Origin of the sequence: Hymenobacter bucti, assembly GCF_042681145.1 — a bacterium.
GTDB classification, from domain to species: domain Bacteria; phylum Bacteroidota; class Bacteroidia; order Cytophagales; family Hymenobacteraceae; genus Hymenobacter; species Hymenobacter bucti.
The window spans coordinates 767,952-789,150 of sequence record NZ_JBHUFD010000001.1 but is presented as its reverse complement, the minus strand read 5'-3'; the positions used below and the strand labels follow the sequence as shown (position 1 = coordinate 789,150).

Below are 21,199 nucleotides of genomic sequence, written 5' to 3'. Positions count from 1 at the left end.
ACCAGGTGGTTTGCCGACCCCTTTTTTAGGAGCTAGTGGCGGTAGGGCCGCGGGCGGGCGGGCCGGTCGTGGTACCAGGCCCGGCGCGGCTTTTTGCGGCGCTTCTTACTAGCCAGCACCAAGCCCACGGCGGCCAGCACCGTGCCCGCGATGGCCAGCGTTTTGATGAGCGGGCTCACCAAGGGCGGCGGTACGGAGCGCACGCCGTCGGCATCGGCTACGGCGGCTTGGTGGGCGTAGCGGCCTATTTTGGGACGGGCCAGGGTATTAAAATGCACTGCCAGGTGCGCCAGCTCCGAGCGTAGGGTGTCGCCGTGCATCGGGATTCCGTGGCCGGTGGCGCCCACTTCAGGCACCAGCGTTACCAGCTCGGCCACCGACACGCGGGCCGCATCCCAATCGGGCGTGAAGTAGGCGGGCGGGCCGTGCACCTCCTGGTGCTGCGTGTAGGTGGCGATGGCCGATTCGCCCCGCACGGTTGTGAAGGCGTCGCCGGCCACCAGTACCCGCCCTTCTTCGCGGAAAAACGACACGTGGCCCGGCGTATGGCCCGGCGTGTGCAGCCAGCGCCAGCCGGGCAGGCCGGGCACGCTACCATCCTCGGGCAGCGGGTGCACCCGGGCGCCTAGGTCGTAGGGATGCTTGGGGTACAGGAAGGAGCTCCAGGCCATTAGGCCGCCGCCCACGGTGGGGTCGGGCGGCGGGTAGCTAGAGCGGCCCGTGAGGTAGGGCAGCTCGAGCGGGTGGGCGTACACGGCTACTTCGGGCCAGAGCTTCAGCAGCTCGTCGAGGCTGCCAGCGTGGTCGAAGTGCGCGTGCGTCATTACGATGGCAATCGGCGGGTTGGCGGGGCCAAATACTTCGGCGGCGTGCGCCTTGACTTTGGCGGCCGAGCCGGGCAGGCCGGCATCAATCAGTACCCAAGGGCCGAGCAGCTGCTCGGGCACAGCGGCTGCGTAGTAGAGGTTGACAAAGACGTCGCGCAGCACGTGCAGGCCGGGCACCACGGGCATGAAAGCGGGCGTAGTAGCCCGCGAAGCATCATTGGAAAGCATAGGCGGCAGGGGTGGGAAACACTGGGTGGCTGGGCCGGCGGCCCTTTAATTTTGGCTTACGGACATTGGCGCGCCGGGTCTTTATTTTACCACCTAGGGCTGAGGCTACTAGCTCGGCTAGGCGGCGCGGTGGGCACGTAAAAAGCCCACTACCAGGGCGGCAGTGGGCTTTCAGGCGTCGCTAAAAATATTATTGGTTGCTGCCGCTGGGGGCCGCCGAGTTGTCGGTGGGCTTGGCCTGCTTCACGTCGCCGAGCTGGCCGCTGGCCGACTGGGGCGAGGCGCTGCTCTTACCGGCGGGGGCCGACTGCTGCTGCTCGTCCACGCTGGCCGTTTTCAGGTCGGCGGCCGAGCCTTTGCCTACGGGCGTGCGCACGTTTTGCTTGTAGTTGATGCTATCGCGGTTCACGTCGGCATTGGTAAAGCCGGGCGTGCCGTTGAAGCCGTGCTCGAACTGGGGGTTTTTGCCGGGGCTGTAATTGTAGTCGCAAGCCGTGAGCAGCGTGGCCGAAGCAATACCCAGCAGCAGCGCCAGGGCAGGGCGAAAAGAGGAGTTCATACGAAAATAAAAGGAGTTGTTGGTGCAAAGATGCAGCCCGACTGCGTTTAGACTTGGACGAGGAAGCCGGATTTTTGTTGCCCTAGGGCTTCGAGTTGGTTTGCTTCGCCCGCCGCATCTGCCTTTCTTACTTGCTATGGCTGCTTCTTCTACGCCTTCGCCCCTGCACCGCGCCCTAGGTACACTCAAGCGGGCCGCCCTGCTGCCCGTGCGCGGGGCCGCGCAGCTGTACCAGTCGGGGCGGGCGCACCAGCATTTTTTCTTGCCCGTGCTCAATGGCGCCCTCGGCGACCAGCTGGCCGCGCGCCACGATGCGCGCGCCATTGCCCTCAGCTTTCGGCGGGGCGGCCACGATGTGGCGGTGGCCGACCTCGGCCTGAGCGAGCCGCACCAAAAAACGGTGGTGTTCGTGCACGGGCTCATGGGCGACGAGCTTATCTGGCAAACCAGCTTTCAGGACGGGCCGGGCGGCCCGCTGCGCTACGGCCCGCGCCTGGCCGCTGAGGCCGGCGTGCGGGTGCTCTACGTGCGCTACAACACGGGCCTGCACATTTCGGAGAATGGCCGGGCGCTGCACCGGCTGCTCACCGACCTACTCCTCACCTACCCCGATGCCCTGGGCGAGCTGGTGCTAGTGGGCCACAGCATGGGCGGGCTGGTGGTGCGCTCGGCGGGCTACTACGCGAGCGCGGCTGAGAAAATACGGACCCAAGCAAGCGCCAAAAAACCTAAAAAAACCGCCTCCTCGCCAGCTACCGGGCCGTTGGAAAGCGCGCCTTCCTGGCTAGCCCACCTAGGCTCCGTTTTCCTGCTGGGGGTGCCGCACGATGGCTCTTACCTGGAGCAAAATAGCCTGCTGGTAGAGCGCCTGCTCAAGCGCATCAATCTGTTTCCAACGCGCTTTATGAGCGAGGCCATCGCCCGCCGCTCCAATGGCATCAAGGACTTGGGCCAGGCTTTGCTGGTGGATGAGGACTGGCAGCAGCCCGACGACCCCGCCCTGCCGCGCCCGCGCACGGTGGTGCCCCTGCTACCCGGCGTGCGCTACCACGTGCTGGTGGGCGCTTGGCTGCGGGCCAGCCTGCCCCGCACCGTGCGCGATTACTTTGGCGACGGCCTAGTGGGCACGGCCAGCGGCCAGGGCGAGCTTTTTGGCGATGAGACTACCCTGCCGCCCGGCACCAGCGTGCGCACCGCCCACTTTGGGCAGCAGCACCACGTGGGGCTGCTGCACCACCCCGAGGTGTACCACTACCTGCGCCAGTGGGCGTGAAGATGCTCTAACTTAATAAAAAAAAGCCCGGCTGTGTGAGGCAGCCGGGCTTTTTATTTAAAAGACTTTCGGTGGCCTATAGCCTACCACGAGCCTTGGTTGTCGTCGGTGCTATCGAAGCCGCCGCCGCCAGTGTCATTCGACGACGTATCGTCGTAGGAGCCACCATCGCCGGAGAAATAGTCACCCGAATTATCTGCGCTGGCATTGTCCGAGAAATAGTCGGGTTCCGCGCTATCAGCGCCGCCGTTGCTGTTGCCGAAGTAGTCGCTGGCGGCATTAGCCGGCGGCACAGCGCCCGCGCCGGCAATACTAGCGCCCGCCGCACCAGCACCAGCCGTACCGGCATCCAGATTGTGCGCGCTGCCCGAGGTGTCGTGGCCCTCAGACATGCGATTGCCTATGTAGGCGCCCGCGGCCGCTGCGGCCCCCGTGGCCAGCATACCGCCTATGCCTGGGCCCGAGCTAGGGGCCTGCCCGCCATAGCCGCCGCCCTGCTGGTAGCCTTGGTTGCCATTGCCCATAAAGTTGGGGGCTTGGTTACCCGCTACAGGGCCGTTGCCCCGGAAATTAGGCGTCGTGGGCGACTGAGCCGCCGTATTATTATTGTTGCTCCGGTTGAACAAGCGCTTCACCAGCCAAATGCCGCCGCCAATGACCAGCGCCCCGATGAGGAGCGAGCCAATGCCCAGCCCGCCGCCCGACGAAGCAGGCTCGGCGGCCGGATACGTAGGCGCGGAGGTGGTAGGCTCGGTGCTCGCGGCACCCATAGCATTGGGAGTAGTGGCGGTGTTGTCAATTGCCGTCGATGTGGCGGTAGCAGGGGTAGTGGCCGCGCCGTTTTTGCGCGGGTTAGAGCTTGGGTTGGCGGCCAGCATCAGCGTGTTCAGGCCTTTGCGCAGCCCGGCAAAGTAGTTGCCCTGCTTAAAAGCCGGGGCCATGTCCTGGCTCATCACGCGCTTGGTAAGCTCGGGCGTGATGGAGCTGCGCAAGCCGGAGCCCGCCTCGATGCTCATCTGGTGCTCTTTGCCCGAAAGCAGGATGACAATACCGTTGTTTTTGTCGCGCTGGCCCACACCCCAGGCGGTGCCCAGTTGGCGGGCGTACTCGGCCACGCTGGTGCCGTTGAGCGAGGGCACCGTCACGACCACGACTTGCGTGCCCGTGTTGTCGGCGTATTTGCGCAGGCCGCCTTCCAGCTTCTTGGCGTCGGCGGCCGAGAGCAGGTTGGCCTGGTCAGTAACGAAGGTGAACGGCTCCGGCCGGGCCGGAATACCGTCGGCCGCGGCAGCCGGGCGACCAAGCCCAACCGCTAGCGCGAGCAGTAGAAAAGTGAGAAAACGAGACATGGGAAAGGGGAGGTGAAAGAATGAAAAAGTTTCACTTTCCTTTTACGGCAGTTAGCCAAGCAAGGTGGCTTTTGCAAAATGAGCCAGCCAAACCAAGGCCACTGCGGGACTTGAGGCACCGGGCTACTAGGGTGGCTGAGGCGCTTGCCAGGCAGCGCCGGCTAGGTAGCCACCGGCTTTCTAAGGTGCGAGCCTATACCGGTACCCATCGCCACTTACCTGATACCCAGCCCCAGCCGGAGGCCGCCGGCCTCGGTCAGCTGCCTGGCTAAAACGTATTGCGCGCCGGCTGCGTACTACCAGCGTATCCATTAGCCCCCAGACCATGAAAACGCCTAACCACACCGACCCGGAAACCAAGAAGAAAGAGAAGAAGAACGAGGTAGACGAGCGCAGCAAGCCCGACGGCAAGAAGACCACTACCCAGAAGAAGTAGCCTAGAGCTACCTCCAAACGAAAAGAGCCCGGCTACGCGCGTAGCCGGGCTCTTTTTGCGTCCTGCCGGGCCTAAAGCACCGCGGCGGGCACCACTACCCGCTCGAAGCGCACGTAGCCGTCTTCAGCGGGGCCCACCAGCGCAAATTCATTGCGCACCAGCACCTGCTGCGAGGTGGGGTTGTCGGCGCGGGCGCGGGCCACCAGCCGGCGCACCTGGCCGGTGGCGGCGGCTTGCTGCACCAAGCCGCTCACCAGCTCGGTGCCCAGGCCCTGCCCGCGCCAGTCGGCGGCAATAGAATATCCGATTTCGGCCGTGCCCGCCGCATCGGGCGGGCCCATAAAGCCCCCGGTACCCACGAGCGTGCGCGGGGTGTCGCCCTCGGCTTTGCGCAGCGCGTACCAGCCGTACCAGCCGGCCGCCTCGCGGCCACCCGCCGTCAGCTTTTCCAGAAAGTACTGCATGGCCTCCCGGTCGTAGTCGCCGGGCGGCCAGTCGGTGGGCAGCACGGCCCCTAGCAAAACGGGAAAATACTGGGGCTTGTGCAGCTCAGCGGTGAGCAGCGCCCGGCTGGCCGCCAGGATAAGGAGGCGTGGGGTATGAACAATCAATGGAATCATAGCTGCTATATACGGCCCGCGCGGCCTCAGGAAGGCACCTAGGGTAATTTTGAAGGTAGTGTAGAACTGAGCAGCCACGCAAACTTTGTAGTTCGCGCCGCCCCGTTTTAGCATGCGAACTACAAAATTCGCGCTACGAGCTTCGACCTACGAAACCGCCCTAGGTCATGCTTTTCTTACGGCGCCAAGCGAGTGAGGCGGGTAGCAAGCGCCGCGGGGCGAAAGTCGGGCGAGCCGCGGCCCAGGCCGGCGCGTAATTTTGACCTGATGCCGCACTCGTTTCGCCTTCCGCCCCTACCCGACCTTCCCATTGTGGCGGCCTTGCCCGCGCTGCGGGAGGCCCTGGCTACGCACCCCCGCGTGGTGCTGGAAGCGCCGCCCGGCGCCGGCAAAACCACCGTAGTACCCCTAGAGCTGCTGGCCGCCGCGTGGCGGGCGCCCGAGCAAAAAATACTGGTACTAGAGCCGCGCCAGCTTGCGGCGCGCGCCGCGGCGGCCCGCCTGGCCCAACTGCTGGGCGAGCCCGTGGGCCGCACCGTGGGCTACCGCGTCCGGCTCGATAGCCAGGTATCGGCCGCCACGCGGATAGAAGTTATCACGGAAGGCATTCTGACGCGGATGCTGCAAGACGACCCCGCGCTGGAAGACGTGGCCTGCGTGGTGTTTGACGAGTTTCACGAGCGCAGCCTCAATGCCGACCTAGGCCTGGCCCTGGCCCTCGATGCGCAGGCCGTGCTGCGGCCCGAGCTGCGCATCCTGCTCATGTCGGCCACCCTGGAGGCGCAGCGGCTGGGCCAGTGGCTACCGGCACCGGTGGTGTCATCGGCGGGGTTTTTATTCCCCATCGACACCCACTACCTCGACCCGCGCCGCGCCGGCGCGCTGCCCACCAAGCCCAGCGAGCGCCTGGCCGAGCTAGTGCCGGCCCAGGTACGCGCCGCCCTAGCCGCGCACCCCGGCGACGTACTGGTATTCTTGCCCGGCGTGGCCGACTTACAGCGCATCGATAGAAAGCTCGGCGACAGCCTGCCGCCGGCCACCGACCTGCACCTGCTGCACGGCGAGCTGCCGCTCGAAGCCCAGCAGGCGGCCCTGCGCCCCGCGGCGGCCGGCCGCCGCAAGGTCATTCTGGCCACCAGCATTGCCGAAACCAGCCTTACCATCGAGGGCGTGCGGGTGGTTATCGACGGAGGCTTTGCGCGGGTGCCGCGCTTCGTGGCCCGCACCGGCTTCACCACTCTCGAAACCGTACCCGTGGCCCAGGCCGCCGCCGACCAGCGCCGGGGCCGCGCCGGCCGCCTCGCGCCCGGCACCTGCTACCGCCTCTGGACCGAGGCCGAGCACTACCAGCTGCCCGCCCACCGCCCGCCCGAGATTCACACCGCCGACCTTAGCGGCCTGGTGCTGGAGCTGGCCCTGTGGGGCACCCACGACCCTAGTAGCCTGCGCTGGCTCGATGCGCCGCCCGCCGCCGCCGTGGCCCAGGCCCGCGAGCTGCTACTGCGCCTAGGGGCGTTGGAAATTAAAAATGATAAATTAAAAGTTAAAAATGAGCTCCTTGACTCGACTACTACTGACAACCAGCTGATTTTTAATTCTGAATTTTTAATTTTTAATTCAACCGCCCACGGCCGGCAGCTCGCCAAGCTGGGCCTGCCGCCGCGCCTGGGGCACCTGGTGGTGCGCGGCACCGCCCTAGGGCACGGTGCCGCCGCCACGGCCTTGGCTGCCCTGCTGGCCGAGCGCGACCTGCTGCGCTGGGCCACGCCCCACGACCCGCGCCCCTTGCCGCCCGACCTGCGCCTGCGCCTCGAAGCGCTGGCTAGCGGGCGGCCGCCGCTGGCCGGCTTGGCCCTGCACCACGCCACCCTGCAGCGCGTGCGCGATGTGGCGCGCCACCTGCACGGGCGCCTCGGCCAAGCTCGTACCACAACCGCGGATGCGGCCGTCTTAACCCAGGCGCCCGTGGGGCTGCTGGCGGCGCTGGCCTACCCCGACCGACTGGCCCAGCGCGAGGCGCCCGACCGGCTGCGCCTCGTCACGGGCCAGCGGGTGAGCCTGCGGACCGAAGATGTGGACCCGCAGGCCCGCTTTTTTGCGGTGGCCTACCTGGCGGGCACGGCGGCAGCGCCCCGCGCTACCCTGGCCGCTCCCATTGACCTGGAGGAGCTGGAAGCGGGCTTTGCGGAGCAGATTTCTACTACCGAAGAGGTGCGCTATGATGCGACTGCCCAGCGGGTGGTGGGCCGCCGCGTGCGCCGCCTAGGGGCGCTGCTGCTGGCCGAAAGCGTAATTGGCCAGCCCGACGCGGCCCTGGTGGCGCAGGCGCTGACAAGCTATTTGCAGGAAAGCGGCCTCGGCAAACTTAACTGGACGGCCGGCGCCCGGCAGCTCCAGCAGCGCCTGGCGTTTCTGCACCAGTTGCAGAGCGACGCGCAGTGGCCAGCTTTCGACGACGAGGCGCTACTCGCCGATTTGCCCGCGTGGCTGGGCCCGCACCTGGCGGGCCTCAAAAGCCTCGACCAGGTGCAGCGGCTCGACCTGACCGAGCCGCTGCTGGCCCGGCTGCCCGGCGGCTGGGCCCAGCGCCAGGAGCTCGACCGCCTGGCGCCCGCCGCGCTCGAAGTGCCCAGCGGCTCGCACATCACCCTCGATTACAGCGACCCCGCCGCCCCAGTGCTCGCCGTGAAACTCCAGGAGCTGTTTGGGCTCACCGAAACGCCGGCGGTGGCGGCGGGCCGGGTGCCGCTGCTGCTGCATTTGCTCTCGCCCGGCGGCCGGCCGGCGCAAGTCACGCGCGACTTGCGCTCGTTTTGGGAGAAGGGCTACTTTGAGGTGCGTAAAGACCTAAAGGGCAAGTACCCCCGGCACCCGTGGCCCGACAAGCCCATGGAACACATTCCGACCAGGCTCACTAAAAGGCGCCTCGGAACGTCCTAAAGTCCTGCCGACTGGTACAAGGAGTTCATCTGCTAGTACAAAAAAAGCTGAGTTGGTATACGTTTGAGGCCGTTGCGCTACTGGTTCCTGGTCGACTAGGCCCTAGGGCATTCACCAGCTACCTGCCTGACTGGCAGTGCATAGCGCTATTAAAAACAAATTGCCCATCTCAAACTGAAATGGGCAATCCAACTTTTCCTTTTCCTGTTTCTAGAAAATCTATCCTGGCCCTCTTGTAGGCCACCCCGCACCAGCCTAGCAAGGCTACACTGGTAGGACGATGAATAAATTATCTGCTACAAAAATACGGGCGAATGATGTAGGAACACGCAACTGCCGACAATCAGGGCAATAAAGTCGCCCGATGGCCACTCCGCCTCGCTGAACGAAAGCAATTTGCGAGCGAGCCGCGCTGCACCAAACCGGCCAGCTACCCGGCGCATTACAAAAAAGCCCGCTGCTCTACGTAGAGCAGCGGGCTTTGCATTGGCAGCTTGAGGCTGGTGCGCTACGCCCTAGATACCTAGGGATATTTTCTGGCTGAAAGTGCCGGCGCTGGTAGTCAGCTTCAGCATGTAGATGCCCGTCGACATGCCGGGCTCTATTTTTTGCAGCGAGCCGTTGGCCAGCGACACTTCTTGCTGGTAAACTTGGCGGCCACTCATATCGATGAGCTTCAGAAGCGCCGTGCCCACGTTAGCGGGCTGCACATCGAGGTAAAACGTGCCGTTGTTAGGCACCGGATACACGCTGATGACGAACTCCACCGCCTTTATTTCCACCGCCTTAATGGGTGAGTAGACCGGGGTGCGGTCGCTGCGCAACTGCTGCAGGCGGTAGTAGTTCCAGCCGGTGGCGGGCTGGGGGTCGATGGCATCGTAGCTGTGGGTTACCAGAGAGGTGGCCCCGCCGGGCTGCCGCAACAAGTCCGTGAATACGTGCCCGTCCGTCGATTTTTGAATTACAAACCCGGTGCAGTTTTCCTCCGCGGCGGTTTGCCAGTTCAGCGCCACCTGCTGGTTATCGGCCACTGCCTCAAAGTGCATGAGCGTGGGCCGGATAGTTGCGATAACCTGGCTGTATAATACGCCATTGGGCACCAATTGCTTGGGCATATCGGGGCCGCTGTACTGCAACACCAAGCCCTGGCTGCCCCCGTGCTCGCCATAATCGACGCGCAACGTGTGCAGGCCCGGGCTCAGGGTACAGGTGCCGTTCATTTCCCGGTAGGGAAACGAGTCGCCTTTGTTGAAAGCCACCGGCTGCGGGTTATTGTCGAGCCAGAGGTAGGCCGCATCGTCGGAGCCCAGGTAAAAGGTGTAGTCACCGGCATTCGTTACGTACAGCTGCCCCTGAAACCGCGCGCTGAACTCATCGGGCTTATTGGCTGCGTAGTAAGTGGCCACCTTCCCAACTTTAAAGTTGTCGTCCTCGGCTTCCACAAAGTTGAGTTGCTCTATTGGGCGGTTGTGGATGGCCGGGGCATTGGCCGTAAAGAAGCTGGGCTGGTCGTAGAAGTAGCCCGGGTAATAGTCGGCCGACAGGCCTGGCGAGCCCACTACCACCGGCAGCGACTGGGCCTGCGCCGCCGACGCCGACAACATGCCTAGGCACAATGAAGCGGCCAAGCCAGTCGCGAGTCGATGATTATGCTGAGCAGCCCGACGGGTAGCCTGCGCAAGGTGAAGGAGTAACATAAAGAGGATAAGTGGAATCATAGATTATTGCTCTCAGACGAAAGAAAGAAAAAATTGTTTTATACCTAAGGGGCAAAGTTCTTCAGGTATTTGGCAATTCGGAATCTATTTGAGAATAATCTTTTTGTAAGAAATTTTTGCCTTTAATCACGCACACCGGATTTCAACAGAATTACGACAAATCATAGTCATTCATGCACTATCCGCTTTCTTAGAAAAAACGATTATTATATGCTATCCGGGCAGTGAATTAACGCTTTGCTTTCCCATTTAAACCAAAAAGCTCAGTATACAGCTGCTTGTCTTACACGCAGATAGGCGGCGTTAAAAACAGAATATGCAATTATTAATATGGCTAAAAACATATATTAATTGCACGCCAAATGCAATTCTTCTTTGGCCCGCCGCTTTTTAAATGTCCATCTCCTGCTGCCGCTATAAAAACAGCAATCTCAAGCTCACTAATTAATCCCGGCCCTATACCTTAGGAAACCATTGTGGGTTACGCTAACTATTTCTTCTTTTTTTTGCAGCAACCAGCAAATTGCCGCCATAGCTCGGCTTTTTTAGCGCCGGGCCCACAGTGGATTGAGTATGCTTACCAACGAGCAGCCAAACATTCTGGTCGCGTTGTTCGTCTTAGCCGCATTCTTTTTCTTTTAATTAGTATGACTAAAAACTGGTTTATTACCGGCGTGAGCACCGGCTTTGGCAAACACCTTGCCGAATTGGCTCTCGCCAAGGGCGACAAAGTCGCCGCCACGTTCCGCAAGCAGGAGCAGGCCGACGAATTTTCTCAGAAAGCGGGTGCCAATGGCCGGGGCCTGGTGGCCGATGTGGCCGACGAAGCCGCCGTGAAACAGGCCGTGGCCGACGCCATCGAGACCCTAGGCTACCTCGACGTGGTGGTGAACAACGCGGGCTACGGCTCGATGGGCCCCATCGAGGAGGTGCCCGACGCCGAAGTACAGCGGCAGTTCGACATTAACGTTTTTGGGCCGCTGCGGGTGCTGCGGGCGGTGCTGCCGCACCTGCGCGAGCGCAAGAGCGGCCACATTCTCAACATCACGAGCATCGGCGGGCTGCGAGCTTTCCCCGGCGTGGGCATCTACAACGGCTCTAAGTTTGCGCTCGAAGGCATTGGCGAAAGCCTCGCCGCGCAGGTAGCGCCCCTAGGTATCCACGTAACCAACGTGGAGCCCAGCGGCTTCCGCACCGATTGGGCGGGGCGCTCGGCTACGTTTACGGAGCCGGCCATTGCCGACTACCGCGATACGGCCGGCAAGAACATGGCCGACATTCAGGGCTATAGCGGGCAGCAGCCCGGCGACCCCGAGCGCGCTGCGCAAGCCATGTTTGACCTCGTGCGCATGGAAAACCCGCCGCTGCACCTGCCCCTGGGCAAGGCCGCCGTGAAGGGCGCGCTCGACAAGTTTGCCACGATTACCAAAGAGGTGGAACAGTACGCCCACATCGGCAACGGGGCCGATTTTCCCAGCTAGGGCACGGCGTTCGCTTTGCTTATCAACAGAAAACCCCGGCCTGGTAGGCCGGGGTTTTCTGTTGGTGGCACTTCTCTGTCGAGGCACCCTAGGGCGCTCTCCGCCTACAAAATTACTTGAAGCTGCATCGTGGCTTCGGGCCGGTACTTTACATTGTTGACGTCGTTGAAATCGGGCCGGGCGCGGTAATTGAGCGTGATTTTGGCCTGGTGGCCATCGAGCAACACGTTCACGCCGCCGTCGAGAATGTGCACGTCGCGCAGGCCGCCATCGGTGGTGCGCAGGCCGTCGTAGCGGCCGTGGATGTAAGCGGCGTAAGGCTGCAGGCGCACCTTGGGGCCGAGCAGCTTCCTAGGCAGCAAGAAGCCGGTCTGGATGGTCTGGGCCGTGCCGGTGCCCAGCAGGGGCACCGCGTTGCCGCGCAGCGCGGCCGAGCCGGTGCCGGGGTTCATGGTACCACCATAGCGCACGAAGTTGGAGCCCATGTTGTAGCGATACGCGGCGGCGTACACCGTGAAGGCCGTTTGCTGGGCCGTGTCCACGGGCGTGTCGTAGAAGAGGTCGGCCGCGAACGTGCTCAGGTTTTGCTTTTCGTAGGGTATGGTCCAGGCATTGGCGGGCAGCGTAGTGGGGTTGGCCGATTGGCGCGTGTACATGCCGTCTTTGTAGAACAGGAAGCCCGTGCCCAAATTGAGCACCCGCCGCGCCCCTAGGTAGCAGCCCACCTGGAAGGGCACGAGGTTGGCTTCCTTGTCCAGAAACTCCCAGGCGACATAGCCCTGGTACACCATGCCGCGGGCACGGGGGTTAAACTGGGCCACGCCCGTAGCGAGGGTGGCCGGCGTGCTGGTGAGGTTGCTGCGAAACGCATCGTTGACCGACAGCTTGTAGTCGAGGCCTTTGACCCGGCCGCGCACGTACATGCCCAGGCCGCGCCCGGTCTGGTCGATGGCGTCGATAACGGGCCACTGCGTGCCGGGCACGTCGAGCGTGAGCAGCGAAAAAGCCGCAAAGCTGGTTTGGCGCGAAATGCCGTTGACGTAGTGCAGGCCGCCACCGAAGTTGACGTACTTGTTGACCTTGTACTCCACCAGCGCGTCGTGCAGGTAGAAGAGCGGCTTCTTGCCGGGACCGGTAGCCTCGCCCGGCGCCCCACCCGAAATGGTGGTTTGTACGTTGATACCCAGCTGGGTAATAATGAGGAAGCGCGGGTTGAGCTGGGCCACCAGCAGCACCCGCGAGCGCCGGATACCAAAGTCTACCTGGTCGTAGGACAGCTCCTCGGTAGCGTTAGTGGTGTTCGAATTGTTCTCGGTGTAGCGCGCCCAAAACTGGTGGGCCGTCATTATCCGCACGTACTTCGAGCCGTCGGGCGAGAGGTTAATTTTCATGCCGCCCGCGTAGGGCGCCGACTTAGTGGGGGCCGGCGTGGGCTTGGGCAAGCTAATGGGGGCCGGGTCGGGGGCCTTGCCGGTGGAGGGCGGCACTACTACCTGAGCCTGGGCGGCGGCACCTAGAAAAAGTAAGCTGGCAGCTAGCAGGCGACCGTAAAAATTACTCATTATCAGCGTGATAAAGTGGGTGGGGACAGAGGAAAAAGGCCAGGCGCAGCCCGCTCTCCGGCTTGGACCGAAAAGGAGAGTATTGCCCGGTTTGGTTTAGAAAGCCTACCTAGGGCAGCGGCGGTGCTAGTGGCGCGCTACTTCCACGAGCGGCAGCTCGCTCGCCGGCTCCGGGAGCTCGTTCTGGAGCACCGAGCGGCCCTGTATCGCCAACTGGTAGCGGGCCTCGTCAAACTCGCCTTCGCTCTTGGCGATAACCAGCGTGGCTACGCCGTTGCCGATAACGTTGGTGATGGCCCGCGCCTCGCTCATGAAGCGGTCAACGCCCAGCAGCAGGGCCACGCTTTCGACCGGAATAACCTTGGTAGCGGCCAGCGTGGAGGCCAGCACGATGAAGCCCGAGCCCGTAACGCCCGCCGCGCCCTTGCTGGTGACCACCAGAATGGCAATCAGGGTGAGCTGCTGTGTAAGCGAAAGCGGAATATTGAAAGCCTGCGCCAAGAAGATAACCGAGATAGACAGGTAGATAGACGTGCCATCGAGGTTGAATGAATAGCCGGTGGGGATAACCAGGCCGGCCACCGAGCGCGAGCACCCTAGGCGCTCCATCTTGTCAATCATGCGCGGCAGAGCCGACTCGGAAGAGGAAGTGCCGAGCACCAGCAGAATTTCCTCCTTAATAAAGCGCAGGTATGGCCCCAGGCGCAGGCCGTAGTAGCGCAACACCAGGTTGAGGCCCACGAAGATGAACAGGAACATGGTGGCGTACACCACCAGCATCAGCTTGGCCAGCGGCAGCAGCGTGGAGATGCCGTACTTGCCGATGGTGAAGGCCATGCCACCGAAGGCACCTAGCGGGGCCAGCTTCATCACCATGGCCAGCACCCCAAACATGGCGTGCGAGAGCCGGTCGAAGGTCCGCATCAGCGGCTCGCCGAGCTTGCCCATGCGGTTGAGGGCCAGGCCGAAGAGGACCGAAAATAGCAATACTTGCAGGATGTCGCCCTTAGCAAAGGCGCCCACCACGTTGTCGGGCACGATGTGCGTGAAGAACTCGACCCAGTTCATTTCGCCGGCTTTTTCGGTGAATTTGGCGGCTTCCTCTACCTTCTTGCTGTCTTGCAGCACGGCCTGAGCGGTGGCCTGCACGCCGGCGCCGGGCTGCGTGAGGTTGGCCACGCCGATACCGATGGCTAGGGCCAGCGTGGTTACTATCTCGAAGTATAGCAGGGCTTTACCACCCACGCGGCCCACTTTTTTCATGCTGCCCATGCCGGCAATGCCGATTACCACGGTCAGGAAGATGATGGGCGCAATCAGCATTTTGATAAGGCTGATAAACGTATCGGCGATGGGCTTGAGGGCCGCGCCGAACTTGGGGAACAGCGCGCCCACCACCACGCCCAGGGCGATAGCCGTGAGCACCTGCACGGTGAGGTTGGAATACCAGCGTTTCATATTAGAAGGAAGAAAGGGGTGGGAAGATGTGAGGAAACGCGGGCGCACCTAGGCGCTTGGGCGGGGTGAAAAGATGGCCCGAAACGGCCGTAAAAAGACAGCTTTCAGGAATTGACCATCGCTAGGAAACGATTGTCATGCAGAGCATTCTGCGCATTAAGCAGAGACGAAGCATCTCGCGTGGCGCAGTAGTAATCAATGCCGCTGCAATGAGGCGAGCGAGCTACTTCGTCTCTGCTTAATGCGCAGAATGCTCTGCATGACAACCATTATTTATCAAGCTGGCTAAGCCGCGACCCTGGCCGCGTCTCCGCCATCGTGAGAAACAGCACGAGCGAAATGCCGATGCAGCCCGCGGTGTAATAGTAGAAGTAGGCCTCGTGGCCCGCGCTCTTGCACCAAAGGGCGATGTATTCGGCCGTGCCGCCAAACACGGCCACCGTGAGCGCGTGCGGCAGCCCGATACCTAGGGCGCGGATTTCAACCGGAAACAGCTCGGCTTTCACTACGGCATTGATGCCGCTGTAGCCGCTCACGATGGTGAGCGCCAGCAGCAGCAGCCCCAGCGCCGCCCACGGACTAGTGGTATGGCTGAGGGCCGTGAGCAGCGGCACGGTACCTAGGGCCCCAAACACGCCAAAAAACAGCAGCAACGGCCGCCGCCCAATGCGGTCGGATAAAGCCCCAAATACCGGCTGCAATGCCGCGAACCCCAGCAGCGACAAGAAGCAGACGTTGGCCGCCGCTGACTTACTCATGTGAGCGGTGTTCACCAAAAACTTGAGCATGTAGGCCGTGAAGGTGTAAAACGCCAGCGTGCCGCCCATGGTGAGGCCCACCACCGTGAGCACCGCGCGCGGGTGCTGCCGCAGCACCCGCAGGCTGCCGCGCTGCTCCTCGGGCGTGTGCTTTTGGGCCTCAAACTCGCTGGTTTCGTCGAGGTTGTGGCGCAGGTACAGGGCCACCACCGACAGCGCCGCGCCAATGGCAAACGGGATGCGCCAGCCCCAGGCCAGCAGCTGCGCCTCGGAGAGCAGCCACTTTTGCAACACCAGTTGGATACCCAGGGCCAGCAGCTGCGCCAGTATCAGGGTCAGGTACAAGAAGCTCGAATAGAAGCCGCGGCGGCTGGGCGTAGCCATTTCGGCCAGGTACGTGGCCGATACGCCGTACTCGCCGCCCACGCTCAGGCCTTGCAGTAAGCGGGCCGTGAGCAGCATCACCGGGGCCACGAGGCCCACCGTTTGGTAAGTGGGCGTGAGGGCGATGAGCAGCGAGCCCAGCGACATGAGTAGCACCGACAAGGTCATGGACTGCTTGCGGCCCACTTTGTCGGCGATACGCCCGAACATCCAGCCGCCGATGGGCCGCATCAGGAACCCTAGGGCGAAGATGCCCGCCGTGTGCAGCAGCTGCGCCGTGGCATCATCAGAGGGGAAAAACGAGCCCGAGAAATACAGCGAGAACGCCGAGAACACGTACCAGTCGTACCACTCCACCAGGTTGCCCACCGAGCCGCTCAGGATGGCCCGCAGCCGGCGATTGGAAATCCGCTCCGGTCGCACGGAGTCCGCGCCGAGGGCGGGAGTTAGCAAAACAGGGGAGAGCAGTTGAGCCACCAGCGTGCGGGAATTGGGAAGGGAAGAGGTCGGCCGCCTTGCCGGAGTGAGTATTCACTTACCCTAGAAGACAGCGCAAAGGAGCGCAGCAATTTTATAGAAATTTCAAATAAACCTTATAATTCATTTGAAATTTCATGTTCCGCTTTACACCAACTAACCGAGTCTGACCGTTTTCCAAGCCACTGTATTCGTCTGGCTGCCACTCTCCATTGCCCTTTCCTCGCCCTAGGTCGCAAGCGGCGCAAAAACCACCCGCAGGTGATGCCACCCGTCGGCGTACTCGTAGCTAACGCGGTGTCCATATAGCTCGCTGATGCGCTTGACAATGGCCAACCCGATACCGATGGAATCAAGCGCCGCGTTGCCTTTTTTGAAGCGCCCAAACAGCTCCTCGACCGGGGCCGTAGGCGCGTGGCCGGTATTGGAGAGCAGCAGCCCGGCGGCCGACAGCTCCAGGTGAATTTCGCCGCCCGGCAAATTGTGCCGGATAGCGTTGCTAAACAGATTATTGAGTAGCAGCTGGGCCAGCGCCGCGTCGAAGGGTACGCGCACGCCGGGTGCCACGTGCTGGGTGGTGCGCAGGCCCTTCATCTCGGCGAGGTCGGCAAAGGCGGCTTCGGTAGCGGGCGCCAGTTGGCTAAAATCGGTGAGGTCGGCGGGGCGCGCCTCGTAGTGCTCGAGCTTGGCGAGCAGCGTGAGGGCCTGGTTTATTTTGGCGAGGCGCTCCAGTTCATCGTGCATAGCGGCGAGCAGGCGCAGCTGCTTTTCGGCCAGCCCGTCCGAGTCCATCAGCAGCTCAATCTTGGCCTTGATGCTTGCTATGGGCGTTTGCAGCTCGTGTGAGGCGTTTTCCGAGAACTCCTGCAAGCCCTGGTAGTCGCTTTGGGCGCGGGCCGTCATGCGCACCAGAAAATCATTCAGCTCCTCAAACTCGGCCGTGCGGCTGCGGGGCAGCTCGATGGGCTTTTTCTGGCTCAGCTGAAACTGCTGAATGCCGCGCAGCGTGGCATTGAACGGCCGCAGGATGCGCCAAGAAATCAACTCACTCAGTATCACCACCAAGGCCAGCAGGAACACGAACGTCCAGGCAAACACCAGCACCAGCCCGGTGAGGTACACGTCGCTCGGCTCGATTACGGAGGTCTGGCTGGTGATGGCATAGCGCCCCCCGCCCACCAGCGGATACGTGGTGACGCGCACCACCAGCGCCTGCGTTTGCAGGGCGGCATCCCATTCCTGGCGCACCCGCACGGTGCGCGGCCGGCGCAGCGTGTCGGGCAGCAGGCGCACCCGCACGCGGGGGCCGGGCAGCGGCGCCGCGTAGGCGGGCGCGCTGGGCAGCCGGGCCGCCGCCACTTGGTTGAGGTGCTCGAGCTTGCCGATAGCGGCCTGCGTGAAGCTGCGTGACAAAGCCGCGTACACGATGGTAAACCCCAGACTCAGGACGAAAAAGGAGATAACCGCGTAGGCGATGGTGTAGCGGTAATTAAGCTTCACTGGTCGGGAGCATTTAGCTTATACCCAAAGCCATAGACCGTGCTGATGTAGTCCTGCCCGCCCGCGTCGGTTATCTTTTTGCGCAGGTTTTTAACGTGCTGGTACACGAAGTCCACGCTGTCGAGGTTGTCGGTGTAGTCGCCCCAGAGGTGCGCCGCAATGGCCTGGCGCGTTAGCATCCGGCCTTTGTTGTTGATGAAATACAGCAGCAGGTTGGTTTCCTTGCGCGTGAGGTTCAGCAGCTTACCTTTCACGCGGCACTCCAGCGACTCTAGGTCGGCGGTGAGGTCGAGAAACGTGACGACGTTGTTTTTGTGCGGGTTGCGGCGGCGCATGATGGCCTTGATGCGGGCGTGCAGCTCGGGCAGCGGAAAGGGCTTGGTGATGTAGTCGTCGGCGCCTTCGCTGAGGCCGGTGAGCTTGAAATCGAGCGCGTTCTGGGCCGAAATGATGATGACGCTGCTTTCCACGCCTTCCTTGCGCAGCAGCTTCAGCAGATTGATGCCGTTGCCGTCGGGCAGCATAATATCGAGCAGCACCACATCGTAGGTGAAAAGCACCAGCTTTTCGCGCGCCTCGTCGAAAGTGGCGGCCACTTCGCACAGGTAATTTTCCTGCACGAGGTAGCTGGCGATGCTTTTGGCGAGTTCCGAATGGTCTTCGACAAGCAGGATTTTCATGGGTGGGAAGTTAGGCTTCAAAAGTACGGCGCTCGGCCGGTGGCTTAGCTCGGGCGTAGCTGCCCTAGGTGGCCCGCCGGCACCCGGCGCCCGCCCAAGCCCGTATCTGGGGCTATGCCCGCGTCCTTGCACTACCCCAACAACGATTTTGAAGCCCAGAGCTAGCAGCATTTGCAAGACCTGGTTTTTCGCGAAACCTGGGACGCCCGCCTCGGTCGCTACCGCTCGCCATTTGTGTACCGAGGCATGCGCAGCTTCGGCTATACGCTGAGTACCAGCTTGCAGCGCCTAGGTGGCAACTACCACGAGCTAGAGCACCACCTGCTGCGCAACTTCCGCAAGTACGCCCGCGACACGGCTACGCCCAGCAGCGCCAGCATCTGGGACTGGCTGGCCCTGGCCCAGCACCACGGCCTGCCTACCCGCCTGCTCGACTGGACCTACTCGCCCTACGTGGCCTTGCACTTCGCCACCGACGACCTGCACGCTTACCACCAGGACGGCATTATTTGGGCCCTGAACTACGTAAAGGCCGCCGAGCAGCTGCCACCCGCCCTGCAAGGCGCGCTGGCCCGCGAGGGCTCCAACGTATTTACCTCCGACCTGCTGGCCCCCGCCGCACCCTCGCTGGTCGCGCTGCAAGAGCTGCAAAAGGAGCCGTTCGTGCTCTTTCTGGAGCCGCCCTCCCTGGATGCGCGCATCGTGCACCAGTACGCATTGTTTTCGTGCATGAGCACGCCCGAGGCGCTGCTGCACCACTGGCTGGCCGAGCGGCCCGACCTGTTTTTCCGCATCCGCATCCCGGCCCGCCTCAAGTGGGAGGTGCGCGACAAGCTCGACCAGGCCAACATCACCGAGCGCGTGCTCATGCCCGGCCTAGGTGGCCTCAGCAGCTGGCTGCACCGGCACTACTCGTCGGCCCAGGGCCGGCCGGTCACGGGCGAGGGCGCCGAGCTACCGGGCTGATTGATTATTAAATCATTAAAAAAAAGCCGTTTCCTGGGGACAGGAAACGGCTTTTGAATTAGGGGCACAGGCGAGGCGCTAGTAGCGGCCGGGCCCACGGCCGTAGCCGCGGCCGTGGCCATGCCCACGGTCGTGGTCGCGCCCACGGTCGCGGCCGCGGTCATGGTCGTGCACCACGCACGAGGTCAGGGTGAGGCCGCCGATAACGAGCAGCGGCAGGATGCGGCGAAGGAGGAGCGAAATCATAGCAAAAAGCGGAAAGGAAAGCTGAGAAAATACTCAGAATGTATATACCTAAACGAAGACCGTGCCAGAAGGGTCTAGGGCCTGGTCGATACAATACCGGGCTTGGTCGGGCCTGCCTGCCGTATATTTGTCTGGCAATACGGTTTTCCTGCTAAACCCCCTGTTGCTATGGCTGACATTGCCACCCCCAAAATCGCCTTCGAGGCTCTGACCTACGACGACGTTCTGCTGTTGCCCGCTTATTCGGAGGTCTTGCCTCGCGACTGCGACCCTGGTACTCAGCTCACTACCCGCATCCGATTGCACCTGCCCCTCATCTCGGCCGCGATGGACACCGTGACCGAGGCCGACATGGCCATTGCCCTGGCGCAGGAGGGCGGCCTAGGTATCATTCACAAGAATATGAGCGTGAAGGCGCAGGCCAACCAGGTGCGCCGCGTGAAGCGCTCCGAGTCGGCCCTTATTCAGGACCCCTTTACCCTGCCGCCCACCGCCACCCTCACCGATGCCCGCACCCTGATGCGCCAGCACAACATCGGGGGCATTCCTATCATTGAGGACGACCGCCGCCTGGTGGGCATCATCACCAGCCGCGACCTGCGCTTCGAGAAGGATTTTACGGCGCCCGTTTCGACGGTGATGGTGCCCTTATCGCGCTTGGTGGCGGCCCCGGCCGGCATCGACCAGCGCGCGGCCGAAGACATGCTGCAAGACAAGAAAGTGGATAAGCTGCCGCTCGTGGACGCCGAAGGCCGCCTCACTGGCCTGATGACCTACAAGGACATCCGCAAGCGCCGCCGCACGCCGCACGCCAGCAAGGACCACCTAGGCCGCCTGCGGGTAGGCGCCGCCGTGGGCGTGACGGCCGACTTGCTCCAGCGCGTGGCCGCGCTCTACGAAGCGGGCGTGGATATCATCAGCGTGGACACAGCCCACGGCCACAGCAAAGGCGTGCTCGACGCCGTGCGCCTCATTAAGAAAGAGTATCCGACCCTGGACGTGATGGCTGGCAACGTGGCCACCGCCGCCGGGGCCCGCGCCCTGGCCGACGCCGGCGCCGACGTAGTGAAAGTGGGCGTGGGCCCGGGCTCCATCTGCACCACGCGCATCATTGCGGGCATTGGGGTACCGCAGCTGTCGGCCGTGATGGAGGCCGCCCGCGGCCTCGAAGGCACCGGCATCACGCTGGTGGCCGACGGCGGCATCAAGTTCTCAGGTGATATCGTGAAGGCCCTGGCCGGCGGCGCGGCGGCCGTAATGGTGGGCTCGCTGCTGGCCGGCACCGAGGAGGCGCCCGGCGACCTCATCATTTACGAAGGGCGCAAGTACAAGAGCTACCGCGGCATGGGCTCGGTAGAAGCTATGGAGGACGGCTCGAAGGACCGGTACTTCCAGGATGCCGAAGATGACGTGAAGAAGCTCGTGCCCGAGGGCATTGTGGGTCGCGTGCCCTTCAAGGGCGGCGTCGATGAAGTGCTGTACCAGCTGGCCGGGGGCCTGCGCGCCGGCATGGGCTACGTAGGCGCTTCCGACCTGCCCGCCCTGCAAGCCGCCCAGTTCGTGCGCATCACGGGGGCCGGCCTGCGCGAGAGCCACCCGCACGACGTGCAGATTACCCGGGAAGCCCCGAATTACTCGAGCCGCTAGCGTCAGCAACGGCGGCTGGCTCCGGGGCGGGCCGCCGTTGTGGCACTGGGCCAAGTTGTATTTTTGCTTTTCCAACGGCAAGCAGGAAAT

General features: G+C 62.9%; 16 protein-coding genes. 5 read left to right on the top strand and 11 right to left on the bottom strand.

Going from position 1 to position 21,199, the window contains the following annotated elements; translation table 11 throughout:
* Positions 1-32: 32 nt before the first annotated feature.
* Together ACFSDX_RS03205 and ACFSDX_RS03200 are read right to left on the bottom strand one after the other, a co-directional pair.
* A complete protein-coding gene (locus tag ACFSDX_RS03205; RefSeq protein ID WP_382311736.1) occupies positions 33-1,055 on the bottom strand; it encodes an MBL fold metallo-hydrolase in 1,023 nt (340 codons plus the stop codon).
* 190 nt (positions 1,056-1,245) lie between these two features.
* Positions 1,246-1,614 carry a hypothetical protein gene (locus ACFSDX_RS03200; RefSeq protein ID WP_382311735.1) on the bottom strand — a complete coding sequence of 123 codons (369 nt, stop codon included), beginning with the start codon at positions 1,612-1,614 and terminating at the stop codon, positions 1,246-1,248.
* Between the two features lie 136 nt (positions 1,615-1,750).
* Here ACFSDX_RS03200 and ACFSDX_RS03195 point away from each other — a divergent pair, with 136 nt between their 5' ends.
* Positions 1,751-2,887 (top strand): esterase/lipase family protein, encoded by a 1,137-nt coding sequence (locus ACFSDX_RS03195; protein ID WP_382311734.1) that lies wholly within the window; start codon positions 1,751-1,753, stop codon positions 2,885-2,887.
* 83 nt (positions 2,888-2,970) lie between these two features.
* On the opposite strand, the gene ACFSDX_RS03190 is transcribed toward ACFSDX_RS03195, so the two are convergent.
* Both ACFSDX_RS03190 and ACFSDX_RS03185 read right to left on the bottom strand, forming a co-directional pair.
* A complete protein-coding gene (locus ACFSDX_RS03190) occupies positions 2,971-4,236 on the bottom strand; it encodes a TPM domain-containing protein (protein WP_382311733.1) in 1,266 nt (421 codons plus the stop codon).
* A gap of 507 nt (positions 4,237-4,743) precedes the next feature.
* Positions 4,744-5,292: a GNAT family N-acetyltransferase gene (locus ACFSDX_RS03185; protein ID WP_382311732.1), complete on the bottom strand. Its 549-nt coding sequence runs from the start codon at positions 5,290-5,292 to the stop codon at positions 4,744-4,746.
* Between the two features lie 267 nt (positions 5,293-5,559).
* On the opposite strand from ACFSDX_RS03185, the gene hrpB reads away from it, so the two are divergent.
* A complete protein-coding gene (hrpB, locus tag ACFSDX_RS03180) occupies positions 5,560-8,232 on the top strand; it encodes an ATP-dependent helicase HrpB (RefSeq protein WP_382311731.1) in 2,673 nt (890 codons plus the stop codon).
* Positions 8,233-8,747: 515 nt separating this feature from the next.
* On the opposite strand, the gene ACFSDX_RS03175 is transcribed toward hrpB, so the two are convergent.
* Positions 8,748-9,836, bottom strand: coding sequence for a T9SS type A sorting domain-containing protein (locus tag ACFSDX_RS03175; protein WP_382311730.1), 1,089 nt, complete (start codon positions 9,834-9,836; stop codon positions 8,748-8,750).
* Between the two features lie 761 nt (positions 9,837-10,597).
* On the opposite strand from ACFSDX_RS03175, the gene ACFSDX_RS03170 reads away from it, so the two are divergent.
* The gene (locus ACFSDX_RS03170) at positions 10,598-11,431 is read left to right on the top strand and encodes an oxidoreductase (protein WP_382311729.1); all 834 of its coding nucleotides are present in this window, start codon (positions 10,598-10,600) and stop codon (positions 11,429-11,431) included.
* Positions 11,432-11,535: 104 nt separating this feature from the next.
* On the opposite strand, the gene ACFSDX_RS03165 is transcribed toward ACFSDX_RS03170, so the two are convergent.
* From ACFSDX_RS03165 to ACFSDX_RS03145, 5 genes are all read right to left on the bottom strand, one after another.
* Positions 11,536-12,993 carry a hypothetical protein gene (locus tag ACFSDX_RS03165; RefSeq protein ID WP_382311728.1) on the bottom strand — a complete coding sequence of 486 codons (1,458 nt, stop codon included), beginning with the start codon at positions 12,991-12,993 and terminating at the stop codon, positions 11,536-11,538.
* Positions 12,994-13,119: 126 nt separating this feature from the next.
* Positions 13,120-14,451: a dicarboxylate/amino acid:cation symporter gene (locus ACFSDX_RS03160; protein WP_382311727.1), complete on the bottom strand. Its 1,332-nt coding sequence runs from the start codon at positions 14,449-14,451 to the stop codon at positions 13,120-13,122.
* Positions 14,452-14,720: 269 nt separating this feature from the next.
* Positions 14,721-16,046, bottom strand: a complete 1,326-nt coding sequence (locus ACFSDX_RS03155) for an MFS transporter (protein WP_382311726.1) — start codon at positions 16,044-16,046, stop codon at positions 14,721-14,723.
* Between the two features lie 252 nt (positions 16,047-16,298).
* Positions 16,299-17,570, bottom strand: coding sequence for a sensor histidine kinase (locus tag ACFSDX_RS03150; RefSeq protein WP_382311725.1), 1,272 nt, complete (start codon positions 17,568-17,570; stop codon positions 16,299-16,301).
* Entirely contained in the window at positions 17,567-18,250 is a 684-nt protein-coding gene (locus ACFSDX_RS03145) for a response regulator transcription factor (RefSeq protein ID WP_382311724.1), read from the bottom strand. Before ACFSDX_RS03145 ends, ACFSDX_RS03150 begins: the two co-directional genes overlap by 4 nt.
* A gap of 171 nt (positions 18,251-18,421) precedes the next feature.
* Here ACFSDX_RS03145 and ACFSDX_RS03140 point away from each other — a divergent pair, with 171 nt between their 5' ends.
* Complete coding sequence (locus ACFSDX_RS03140; RefSeq protein ID WP_382311723.1) at positions 18,422-19,216, top strand: FRG domain-containing protein; 795 nt, start codon at positions 18,422-18,424, stop codon at positions 19,214-19,216.
* A 78-nt stretch (positions 19,217-19,294) separates the two neighbouring features.
* Here the strand turns inward: ACFSDX_RS03140 and ACFSDX_RS03135 are convergent, their stop codons facing one another.
* Complete coding sequence (locus tag ACFSDX_RS03135) at positions 19,295-19,462, bottom strand: hypothetical protein (RefSeq protein WP_382311722.1); 168 nt, start codon at positions 19,460-19,462, stop codon at positions 19,295-19,297.
* A 168-nt stretch (positions 19,463-19,630) separates the two neighbouring features.
* Here ACFSDX_RS03135 and guaB point away from each other — a divergent pair, with 168 nt between their 5' ends.
* Positions 19,631-21,109 (top strand): IMP dehydrogenase, encoded by a 1,479-nt coding sequence (gene guaB / locus ACFSDX_RS03130; RefSeq protein WP_382311721.1) that lies wholly within the window; start codon positions 19,631-19,633, stop codon positions 21,107-21,109.
* Positions 21,110-21,199: the final 90 nt, after the last annotated feature.